Source organism: Kineococcus deserti (assembly GCF_050871945.1).
Lineage (GTDB): Bacteria > Actinomycetota > Actinomycetes > Actinomycetales > Kineococcaceae > Kineococcus.
In genome coordinates this window covers 48,373-58,461 of sequence record NZ_JBJLSI010000033.1, presented here as the reverse complement: position 1 = coordinate 58,461, position 10,089 = coordinate 48,373, and the positions used below count along the sequence as shown (strand labels likewise).

The window sequence follows — 10,089 nt, the reverse complement described above, 5'->3', positions numbered from 1 at the left end:
CGCGGCCCCCGCGCCCGCGGGGGGGGCCGCCCGGGCGGGGGGGCGCCCCCCCCCCCCCCCCCCCCCCCCCCCCCCCCCCCCCCCCCCCCCCCCCCCCCCCCCCCCCCCCCCCCCCCCCCGGTCCGGTCAAGCCGGCCGTTAAGGTGCGGTCGTGCCGAAGGACGCGCGCCGCACCCTGCAGGACGTCGCGGACGCCGCGGGGCTCTCCCTCGCGGCCACCTCCTACGCGCTGCGGGGCACCCGCGGCTCGGCGGCGACGATCGAACGGGTGCAGGCGCTGGCCGTCGAACTCGGGTACCGGGTCGACCCCATCGCCCGCGCCCTGGCCAGCGGCCGCACCGGGACCGTCGGCGTCAGCGGCTCCCTGCGCGACCTGTGGCAGCAGGACCTGTCGGTGATGCTGACCCGCGCCCTGCGGGCCACCGACCGCGACGCCACCATCGCCGACGCCGACGCCGACCCCCAGGTCGAGCGGCGCGTCGTCGAACGTTTCCTGGCGCAGCGCGTCGACGGCGTCCTGGCCTCCCCCGTCGACCCGACCGCCGACTACTGGCGCCTGCTGGGGCCCGGCACGGCCGTCGTCTCCCTCGGCGACGCGCTGACGTCGCGCCCCGGCAGCGGCGCGGTCCTGTTCGACAACCGCCACGGGGTGGCCACCGTCCTGGAGCACCTGCGCGGCTTGGGCCACCGGCGCGTCGCGCTGCTCACCGCCTCGCTGTCGAGCACTCCGGGCCGCCCCGCGGAACGGGCCGCGGTGGAACTGGCCGCACCGCTGGGGGTGGAGCTGCTGGTCGTGCCCGCACCGGCCTCCCCCGCCGGCGCCGCGCAGACCGCGGCCGGGGTCCTCACCCGGTCCGACCGGCCGTCGGCGGTGTTCTGCCTGTCCGACTCGCTCGCCTTCGGCGTCTACGCCGCGGCGGCCGACTTGGGGCTGCGCATCCCCGACGACGTCTCCGTCGTGGGTTTCGACGACCACCAGCTCGCCGGTCTGCTCGCCCCGGGGCTGACGACGATGGCCTGGGACGAGGACGCCATCGTCGCCGCGGCCCTGGCGCAGCTGCAGGCGCTGGACGAGGCGGGCGACGCGCCCGAACCGGTCGTCTTCCGGCCCGAGCTGGTCGTGCGCGCCTCGACGCGCGCGTCCGCCGGTTGACGCGCCCGGGCTGCAGGAGAACCATCAGCGTCTCCGGGGCAACGCCGCCCCGCGACCCGCGGCCCTGGAGGATCCATGTCCGTCGACACGAGCACCTCCCTGTTCTCCGAGTACGTCGCGGCGCTGCTGGCCCGCGCCGACCTCGCCCGCTTCCTCACCGAGGACGTCGTCTGGACGACCGTGGAGACCGGTGAACGGATCACCGGCCCACGCGCCGTCGCCGACCACATCGCCGCCCTGCACACGCAGGTGTTCGACGCCCACCCCGAGGTCCGGGCCCTGGGCGTCAACGGCGACGGCGACCACGCCTTCTTCGAGGCCGACTTCGTCGGCACCCACACCGGCACGTTCGGCGACCTGCCCGCGACGGGCCGGCCGGTGCGCGTTCCGTACTGCGTCGTGTACGACCTCACCGGCGCCGGGATCAGCGCGCTGCGGTTCCACCTGTCCTTCGCCACGCTGACCGCTCAGCTGCGGGGCTGAGGCCACCGGTCCGTCAGCAGCGCGACGACCCGGTCGACGTCGGCGCCGTAGGGACGGTCGGCCGGGTCGGGCCCGAGTTCGCCCGCGACGACGTCCAGGGCCGCGGTCAGTTCCGCGGAGACGCCCGCGAAACCGCCGCGCAGCACCCGGGCCCGGTGCACCGCGAGGAGTTCGACGGCCAGCACCTCCCGCACCCCGGCCAGTGCCTCCTCCAGGCACTCGGCGGCCTCCAGCCCGAAGCTCTGCACGTCCTCCTGGCCCAGCGACGTCTCGACCGCCCCGAGCAGCGCGGGCGCGGCCAGCCGCCGCAGCCGGTGCGCGGTCCCGACCGCCCGCTTGTGCACGGCCACCAACCCGGCCTGCACGCCCGGCTCGGGCGACAGCTGCGGCGGCAGCCCGGTCAGCCGCGGGTCCAGCGTGCGGTGCGTGCGCGCGACCGAGGTGTCGGCCAGGTGCACCAGCGCGGCCGTCAGCGCGTCGGACCCGGCGGCCAGTTCGGTACCGGCGAAACCCGCGGTGCCGGTGAACTCCCCGTCCAGGAACGCCGGGGAGTCGCTCACCCCCTCCAGCGCCCGGTCGGCGGCCTCGCCCAGCGCGCCGGTGCGCCGCCGCAGCAGCGCGCACGCGTTGGCGCCGACCCGCACCGAGACCGGCGCCTGCAGACCGTGCACGTCACCTCCCGGGCGCAGGTCGAGCACCCGGGCGTGGACGGCGGCCAGCACCGCGTCCGCCCTGGACGCGGCGGGGTGCAGGGGGTCGGGGCTGGCGCGCAGCACCTCGGACGTGGCGGCGAGCACGAACTCGGCCTGGTCGGCCAGCAGTTCGGCGTCCGCCACCTGACGGATCGCCAGCGCGGTCGCGACGGGAACCCCCTCCAGGCAGGCCACCCCCTCCTTGGGCCCGAAGGTGAAGGGTTCGGCACGCCGGCCGTCCAGGGCCTCCCCCAGGCCCAGGACGACGGCACCCAGGTGCGCCAGCGGGATGATCTCGCCCGCGGCACCGTTGCCGCGCAACGGGATCGGCGGGTGGAACCGCTCGTTCAGCAGGTCGGCCAGCCGGGTGCACAGTTCCGGTGAAACTCCCGCCTCGGGGTGCAGGAACGTCCGCAACCGGACCGCGAGCACGGCCCGCGCCGCCTCCGGCGGCAGCCAGGGCGCCGATCCCACCGCACGGCCGACGACGAGGTTCTCCTGGTGCACGGCCCGGGCGCGCGCCTCCAGCGCTATCCCGGCCATCGCCCCCATCCCGGTGCTCACGCCGTACACCGGCCCGGCCCCGCTGAGGGCGTCGAGCACCGCGGCCCGGGAGGCGGCGAGCGCCTCCAGGAGTTCGCTGGACAGTTCCACCGGGGCCCCGGCCGCGATGCGCAGCACCGCGTCGCGGCCGAGGTCGGACCCCCGGTCGATCCTCACGTCAGGGCCGGCGCAGGGTCGCCAACGCGGGAGCGTGCAGGGGGGCGGTCTCCCACCGGCCCCGGAAGCGGCCGTCGGTGAACTCCAGGTGCAACCGGTGCGGGGTCTCGGCGAAGACCACGTCGACGCGGTTCCCTCCCCCGCTGAGGGCCAGCGGCCCGCTGTCCCGCCACGCACCGCGCCCCACGGTGGCCTCGAGCTCGTCGCCCGAGTCGGTCAGCACGACGACGTCGCCGGTCACGGTGATCGAGGTCAGGCTCGCCGGTTCGCTGCCGGCGGCCGGGGTGAACTCCCCCTGCGGCAGGTCGCCGCCGTCCAGCGGGGCCAGTTCCAGCGCGGACAGCCTGCGCGCCAGCGCTTCGTCGTGCGCGGCGGCGTCGGCGGGCAGTTGCGGGTCGGAGACGGCCGGCAGCAGGTGTTCCCACGCGGCGTCCAGGACGGCCTGCATGTCCGGGCTCTGGGAGGTGATGGCCACGACGGTGTCCTGCTCGGGCAGCACGACGCAGAACTGGCCGTACGCGCCGTCCCCGCGGTACCCGTGCCGGGCCATCCAGAACTGGAACCCGTACCCCTGCTGCCAGTCGACGTTCTCGTGCGCGTGGGCGTTCTCGACGTGCGAGCGGGTGGCCTCGGCGACCCAGTCGCGAGGCAGCAGCTGCTCGCCGTTCCACACCCCCTGCCGCAGGTACAGCTGACCGAGCCGGGCGATGAACTCCGTGGGCGCGTGGAACCCCGAGAAACCGATCTCCCGGCCCTGCGCGTCGCGGATCCAGCCGCTGGTCTCCACGTCGAGGCCGAGCGGCTCGAACAACCGCGGGCGCAGGTACTCCAGCAACCCCTGCCCCGACTGCCGCTGCACGATCGCGGCGACGGAGTACGTGCAGGGCTGGTTGTAGCAGAACGACGTGCCCGGTTCGGCCTCCGGCGGCAGGCGCAGGAAACCCCGCACGACGTCACCGGAGGGGTCCTGCGCCGCCCGGCCGAGGGTTTCCTCGCGGTGCCCGCTGGCCATCGCGGCCACGTGCCGCACCAGGATCCGCCGGGACCGCTCGTCGGTCACGTCGGCGTCGAGTTCGGGGAAGTAGGACAGCACCGTCGCGTCCAGGTCGACCAGGCCTTCGGCGACGGCGAACCCCAGCGCGGTGGAGGTGAAGCTCTTGCTGAGGGAGTACAGCAGGTGCGCCCGGTCGGGGCCGTAGGGCGCCCACCACCCCTGCGCCACCACGGCGCCGTGCCGCAGGACCTGCAGGCTGTGCGGTTCGACGCCGGGCAGGCGTTCGAGGGCGTCGACGAACGCGGCGATCCCGCGGGCGTCGACCCCCTGCGCCGACGGCGTGCTGCGTTGCAGGGGTGCGGAACGGGTGGAGGTGGCCTCGGTGCTCACGGGGGCGACTCTAGGGCGCGGCCGCCGGACCGGGCGAGGGGGCGCGGGAAACCGGTTGCGGGGCGGTTCGGTGCGGGCACAGGATCGGGGTGTCCTGGTGTCGACCCGAGGAGCTGCTGCGGTGCTCATCTGACGTGCCCCGATCCCCAGGGCCCGCCGTGCGTGCGCACGCGGGTCCACCGGCGTACGTCACACCAGGAGCCCGCATGCCCGCCACCGACCTCCGCACCACCACGAGCACGACCACCACCCTGGCCCTGCGGGGCGTCTCCAAGAGCTACGACCACGTCAGCGTCCTCGACGGCGTCGACCTCGCGTTCGCGCCCGGCCTCGTCACCGGGGTGGTCGGGGAGAACGGCTGCGGCAAGTCCACGCTGCTGCGCCTGCTGGCCGGCGCCGAACCGGCCGACTCCGGTCGCGTCGTGGCCACCGCGGCCGGTGCTGGACGAGGGGGCACCGGCTACCTGCCGCAGGACGCCGGCGCCCCCTGCGACCTCGCCGTCGGCGCGGTGCTCGACGCGGCCTTCGCCGACCTGCGGGCGCTGCGGACCCGGATGCGTGAACTCGAGGAGCTCATGAGCGGCGGGGACCTGGACGTGCTCGGGGAGTACGGCGAGGTCCAGACGGCGTTCGAGCTGCGCGGCGGGTACGACGCCGACGTGCGGCTGGAGCAGTCGCTGACCGGCCTCGGGCTGCCCGCCCTGCCCCGCGACCGGTCCGTCGCCACGCTGTCCGGCGGGCAGCGTTCCCGGCTGCACCTGGCCGCACTGCTGGCCGCGGCGCCGGAGGTGCTGCTGCTGGACGAACCGACCAACCACCTCGACGCCGCCGCGGCGGGCTGGCTGGAGGCGCACCTGCGGGCCCGCGGGGGAACCACGGTCGTGGTCTCCCACGACCGGGAGTTCCTCGACGCCGTGGCCGCCGAACTCGTCGAGGTCGATCCCCACCTGCCCACGGGGGTGGCCCGCTACCCCGGCGGGTACGCCGGGTTCCTGCACGCCAAGGCCGCGCAGCGCCGGCGCTGGGAACTGGCCCGGGAGCAGTGGGAGGCCGACGTGGAACGGCTGCGCACGACCGGCGACGCCCGGGCCCGCGACGTCAACCACGCCCGCGCGCGCCGGGACAACGACAAGATGCAGTACGACTACAAGGGCGAACGGGTGGCCGAGTCGCTGGCCTCGCGCGTCCGCGCCAACGCCGAGAAGCTGCGGCGCTTGCAGGAGGCGGAGGTTCCCCGGCCGCCCGAACCCCTGCGGTTCACGCCTCCGGGTGCCGGTGGGCGACGCGGTGGGCTGCACGCGGCGGGAGTTTCGGTCGCCGGGAGGCTGGCCGCGGTGGACGTCGAGGTCGGGCCCACCGGGCGGCTGCTGGTGACCGGGCCGAACGGCAGCGGGAAGTCCACGCTGCTGGAGGTCCTGGCCGGAACGCTGACGCCCACGACGGGCACGGTGCGCCGACGCGGCCGGCTCGGGCTGCTGCGCCAGGACCCGGCGGGCGAGCACCTGGACCGGACCGTGCTGGCGGCCTTCGCCGACGGCCGCGCCGGCACCGCCGACGAGCTCGCCCACCGGTTGCTGCGGATGGGGTTGTTCGACGCCGAGCGCCTCGGCGTGGCCGTGCGCAAGCTGTCCACCGGCGCCCGCCGCCGGCTCGACGTCGCCCGGCTGTTGGCCGACCGGCACGACGTCCTGCTGCTGGACGAGCCGACGAACCACCTCGCCCCGCAACTGGTCGAGGAGCTGGAGGCGGCCGTCGAGGCGTTCCCCGGCGCGGTCGTCGTCGTCAGCCACGACCGCCGGCTGCGCCGCACGTTCCGCGGTGACGTCCTGGAGCTGCGGGGCGCGTGATCCTCAGAAGAGGGCGCGGGCCAGGGCCTGGCGGGCCTTGACCACCCGCTGGTCGGAGGCACCGACGACGGCGAACAGGTCCAGCAGGTGGGTGCGGGCCGCGTCGCGGTCCTCGCCGGCGGTGCGCTGGACGATGCCGAGCAGCCGGTTGAAGGCGTCCTCGACGTGCCCGCCGACGAGGTCGAGGTCGGCGACCACGAGCTGGGCGGCGACGTCGTCGGGAGCGGCGGCCGCGGCGGCGCGGGCGGTGTTCAGGTCGACGCCGGCGACGCGGCGCAGCACGCCGACCCGGGCCAGGCCCTCGGTCGCGGCGGAGTCCTTGGGGTCCTGGGCCAGCGCCTTGGTCCAGGCGGCGGCCGCGGCGTCGAAGTCGCCCGCCTCGACGGCCGCCAGGGCCTCGGCGTGCAGCGGCGGCACCGGCGGTGCGGCCGGCTCGTCCTGCGCGGCGACGACCCCCTCGAGGCGGCCGGTCACCCCGTTGGCCTCGGCGACGCGCAGCACCTCCTGCAGGACGGGGCGGATCTCCTCCGCGCTCGGGTAGGAGCCGGTGAACAGCGGGATCGGCTGGCCCTTGACGATCGCGGCGACCAGCGGGATCGCCCTGGCCTGCAACGACTGCACGAGCGACTGGGCCAGGCCCGGCTCGGCCTGGGCGTCGATGCGGCCGAGCAGGAAGGCGCCGGCGAACTCGTCGGCCAGGGCGCGCAGGGCGTCGGCGCCCTCGTCGTAGCCCTCGGCCCACAGGTCCAGGACGACCGGGACCTGGACGGACTGCTGGACGACGTCGGTGAACGTCTCCTCGGTGACGTCGACCACGAAGGGCGACGCGGCCGCCGCGGCGTCGGGGTCGGCCGCCGCACGGCGGGCGACCTCCTCACGACGGGTGTTGCGGGCCGCGAGGGCACCGAGGTCCACCGCTCCGCGCAGGTTGAGCTTGGCGCCGGGAGGAGTCGGCTGGGAAGTCATGCGGGTCACCTTCTCACGGGCCCCGACCGGGTCACGAGCTACCCGACGCCGACCGAGACCGGGCCGCTCTCGGCCCCCACCACGCTCACCGGACCCTGCCCCGGCGGGACGGAGAACACGACGACCTCCTGCCGGGTGACGGTCGCCTCCAGCGCCTGGCCGGTGCCGGCCAGGGCCGCGAGCGCCGGGTCGAGGGTCCCGGCCTGGCCACCGGCGGGACCGGCCGACGTCGTGGACCAGCTGTAGCCGGCCACGACGAGGGCGCCACCGTCGCGGGTGCGCACCGCGAGCACGCCGTCGGGCAGGACCGACCGCTCCTGGGTGAAGCGACCGCCCGCGGCCTCCAGCGCCGAACGCTCGGCGGCCGTCGCGTCGGCCACCCCCTGGCGGTAGGCGTCGGGGGCGAACTCGGCGGCGTACCGGCTGCTGTCCCCCGCCGTGAGCATGTCGGCGTAGTGCGCGGCGAGGTCGGCCGGGGTCAGCGGCAGGTTGGTGGCCTCGTCGGCCGCGACCACCGCGACACCGCCGGCCGGGGCGGCCAGCGTCGGCAGCGAGGCGCCCGGCAGCAGCGAGGGCGTCGCCCACACCGTGTACGGCTCACGGGCCGAGGCCGAACGGAACACCACCAGCGAGGGGGCCTGGTCGGCGCCGGCGCCGGTCACGGTGGCGAACCAGCGGGGGAAGCCGTCCTGCCGCGGCAGGATCGAGGTGATCGCCGTGAGGTCGTCCGCGCCTCCGGTGGGCGGCGGGGTGGCACCGGCGGCGGCGATGGTGTGCGCCGCGGTGCGGAACTGCAGCTCCGGACCGCCGACCCGCGCGGCCAGCGCGGCCGGGTCGGACGTCGCGGGGTCCGCGGCGGCGGTCAGGACGGCCGTGGCGGCGTCGACCACGCGGGTGGCCTGGACCGGCTGCAGGACCAGGGCCTGCGCGTCGCCGGCGGTCGGGGCGGTGGCGGTGGGCAGTTGCGCGCAGCTGGACAGCAGCGCCAGCAGCCCGATCCCGGCGGCCAGTGGTCGGCGGATCACGCGCGCCTCCTGGGGGTGGTGCGGCGGGGGGTCAGCAGGAGCCCGAGCGCTCCGAGCACCGCCAGGACGCCCCCGGCCACGACGAGCGGGACGGCGGAGGGGTGGGTGGCGGCGTTCCCCTCGGTCCGCCAGCTCAGCTCCACCTCGCCGGGGGCGGCGGCCGTCCCGTCGGTGGCGGCGAAGGCGACGACCCCGCCGGCGTCGCGGTAGTCCGCGTCGTCGCCCGTCGCCCAGGTCAGCGCCGCGGAGCCGTCACCGGTGGTGCTGGTCAGCCAGATGTCGGCGGCCCGCGGGTCGACGGCGGGTCCCGTCCCGGTGGTCGTGGTGTCCGCCTGCGGTTCCGCGAGGGTTCCGGTGACGGCCTCGACCTGCGTGTGACGCGCCTGGTCCAGCCAGGCCGTGACGTCCTGGGCCCGGGCCACGGCGAGGAAGACGTCCTGCCCCTGCGCGGTGGCCTGGACGTGGGCGTCGGGACCGGACAGGTCGAGCAGGCCGGGGGCGGTGACGACCGCGACGCCCGGGTCCTGGCCGACCGCGACGCGCACGTCGAGGCGGTCGGCGGGGGCCAGCACGGTCAGCAGGGCCGCCCCGGCCAGGGCGCAGACCAGACCGGCGACGAGCAGGACCCAGGCCAGCACCCGCCTCACAGGAGCGTCCCGGAGTTCGTCCCGGAGTTCACAGCGTTGCGGTCCTTCCGTCGTCGCGTCGCCGGGCCACCCTACGTGCTGCCCGGCGGGCGACCGCTCCTCGTCCACGCGGGGTGCCCGATCCACGGCGGAGAGTGCCGGATGTGGCGCAGACCACTCCGAACGGGTGAACCGGATGACCGGACACGTCGTGACGCCGGTGCAGGCGCGAGCGCGCCGCACCCCTGCCCGCCCGAAGAGCCGACCGGCTCCCTCCCGACGCAGAGGAACGATCCATGAGCAGCACGTCCCCCGGTCCCACTCTCACCCGACCCGACCGTCCCCGGGTGGTCCGCACCAGCCCGACCGCCTCGTTCGGGCTGCTGGCCCTGCGCCTGGTCGCCGGCGCCCTGCTGCTGGTGCACGGCATCCCGAAGCTGTCCAACCCCTCCGGCGCGGGCGGCATGGCCGCCTCGCTGGGCGTGCCGGCCCCCGACCTCGCGGGCTGGCTGGTGATCCTGGGCGAGGTGGGCCTGGGCGGGCTGCTGCTCCTGGGACTGGCCACGCGCGTCGCCGGGATCCTGCTGCTGGTGCAGATGGCCGGCATCTGGCTGCTGGCGCACGCGCCGGAGGGCTTCCTCGTGGAGGGTCAGGTCAACGGCGAGAACGCGCTGCTGTTCGCCGCCCTCGGCCTGACGTTCGCCTTCACCGGCGCCGGCCGGTACAGCGCGGACGGGCTGCTGCTGCGCAAGGCGTGAGACCCGGGGCCGGCCGGGGCGTCACTGCCCCCGGCCGGCCTCGCCCTGGGCCCGTTCGACGGCGGCCTCCAGCCGCTCGAGCTTGCCGGTCATCTCCCCCGTGCGCCCGGGGCGGATGTCGGCCTTGAGCACCAGCGACACGCGCGGGCCGTGCCGGCCGACGGCCTCGCAGGCCCGGCGCACGACCTCCATGCACTCCTGCCACTCCCCCTCGATGGTGGTGAACATCGAGTCGGTGCGGTGCGGCAGGCCCGAGGAGCGGACCACCAGGACGGCGTCGGCCACGGCCGCGCTGACGGAGTCGGGCTGGCCGTCCGCAGGGGCCGGGCCACCGGACGGGGCGACGGAGAAGGCGACGATCACCTGACCGAAACTACCCGCGGGCCGTGTCCGGCGCCTGGCCCGGTGCGGGCGCGGTTACGCTGCGGTCAGTCC

10 protein-coding genes are annotated in these 10,089 nt (G+C 76.3%); 4 read left to right on the top strand and 6 right to left on the bottom strand.

The window, feature by feature from the left end:
- Positions 1-151: 151 nt before the first annotated feature.
- Complete coding sequence (locus ACRYR2_RS20450) at positions 152-1,153, top strand: LacI family DNA-binding transcriptional regulator (protein ID WP_432564733.1); 1,002 nt, start codon at positions 152-154, stop codon at positions 1,151-1,153.
- A 75-nt stretch (positions 1,154-1,228) separates the two neighbouring features.
- Positions 1,229-1,636, top strand: coding sequence for an ester cyclase (locus ACRYR2_RS20445; RefSeq protein ID WP_432564732.1), 408 nt, complete (start codon positions 1,229-1,231; stop codon positions 1,634-1,636).
- On the opposite strand, the gene ACRYR2_RS20440 is transcribed toward ACRYR2_RS20445, so the two are convergent.
- Positions 1,621-3,048, bottom strand: coding sequence for an aromatic amino acid ammonia-lyase (locus tag ACRYR2_RS20440; RefSeq protein ID WP_432564731.1), 1,428 nt, complete (start codon positions 3,046-3,048; stop codon positions 1,621-1,623). The two genes, ACRYR2_RS20445 and ACRYR2_RS20440, sit on opposite strands and share 16 nt — an antisense overlap.
- A 1-nt stretch (position 3,049) precedes the next feature.
- Positions 3,050-4,432, bottom strand: a complete 1,383-nt coding sequence (locus tag ACRYR2_RS20435) for a serine hydrolase domain-containing protein (RefSeq protein ID WP_432564730.1) — start codon at positions 4,430-4,432, stop codon at positions 3,050-3,052.
- 206 nt (positions 4,433-4,638) lie between these two features.
- Here ACRYR2_RS20435 and ACRYR2_RS20430 point away from each other — a divergent pair, with 206 nt between their 5' ends.
- Positions 4,639-6,279 (top strand): ABC-F family ATP-binding cassette domain-containing protein, encoded by a 1,641-nt coding sequence (locus ACRYR2_RS20430; protein ID WP_432564729.1) that lies wholly within the window; start codon positions 4,639-4,641, stop codon positions 6,277-6,279.
- Between the two features lie 3 nt (positions 6,280-6,282).
- Here ACRYR2_RS20430 and ACRYR2_RS20425 read toward each other — a convergent pair whose 3' ends face one another.
- The 3 genes from ACRYR2_RS20425 to ACRYR2_RS20415 are packed head-to-tail and all read right to left on the bottom strand — an operon-like array spanning position 6,283 to position 8,917.
- Positions 6,283-7,245: a co-chaperone YbbN gene (locus ACRYR2_RS20425; protein WP_432564728.1), complete on the bottom strand. Its 963-nt coding sequence runs from the start codon at positions 7,243-7,245 to the stop codon at positions 6,283-6,285.
- A 38-nt stretch (positions 7,246-7,283) separates the two neighbouring features.
- Positions 7,284-8,270, bottom strand: a complete 987-nt coding sequence (locus ACRYR2_RS20420; RefSeq protein ID WP_432564727.1) for a hypothetical protein — start codon at positions 8,268-8,270, stop codon at positions 7,284-7,286.
- Complete coding sequence (locus ACRYR2_RS20415; protein ID WP_432564726.1) at positions 8,267-8,917, bottom strand: hypothetical protein; 651 nt, start codon at positions 8,915-8,917, stop codon at positions 8,267-8,269. The genes ACRYR2_RS20420 and ACRYR2_RS20415 overlap by 4 nt, the downstream gene beginning before the upstream one ends.
- A 275-nt stretch (positions 8,918-9,192) precedes the next feature.
- Between ACRYR2_RS20415 and ACRYR2_RS20410 the strand changes: the two genes are divergently transcribed.
- The gene (locus tag ACRYR2_RS20410; RefSeq protein ID WP_432564725.1) at positions 9,193-9,654 is read left to right on the top strand and encodes a DoxX family protein; all 462 of its coding nucleotides are present in this window, start codon (positions 9,193-9,195) and stop codon (positions 9,652-9,654) included.
- 21 nt (positions 9,655-9,675) lie between these two features.
- On the opposite strand, the gene ACRYR2_RS20405 is transcribed toward ACRYR2_RS20410, so the two are convergent.
- Positions 9,676-10,017, bottom strand: a complete 342-nt coding sequence (locus ACRYR2_RS20405; protein ID WP_432564724.1) for a thiamine-binding protein — start codon at positions 10,015-10,017, stop codon at positions 9,676-9,678.
- Positions 10,018-10,089: the final 72 nt, after the last annotated feature.

Excerpts from the sequence above, each read along its gene's own strand:
- ACRYR2_RS20410 (WP_432564725.1), top strand. The coding sequence starts at position 9,193 with ATGAGCAGCACGTCCCCCGGTCCCACTCTCACCCGACCCGACCGTCCC.
- ACRYR2_RS20430 (WP_432564729.1), top strand. The coding sequence starts at position 4,639 with ATGCCCGCCACCGACCTCCGCACCACCACGAGCACGACCACCACCCTG.
- ACRYR2_RS20445 (WP_432564732.1), top strand. The coding sequence starts at position 1,229 with ATGTCCGTCGACACGAGCACCTCCCTGTTCTCCGAGTACGTCGCGGCG.
- ACRYR2_RS20425 (WP_432564728.1), bottom strand. The coding sequence starts at position 7,245 with ATGACTTCCCAGCCGACTCCTCCCGGCGCCAAGCTCAACCTGCGCGGA.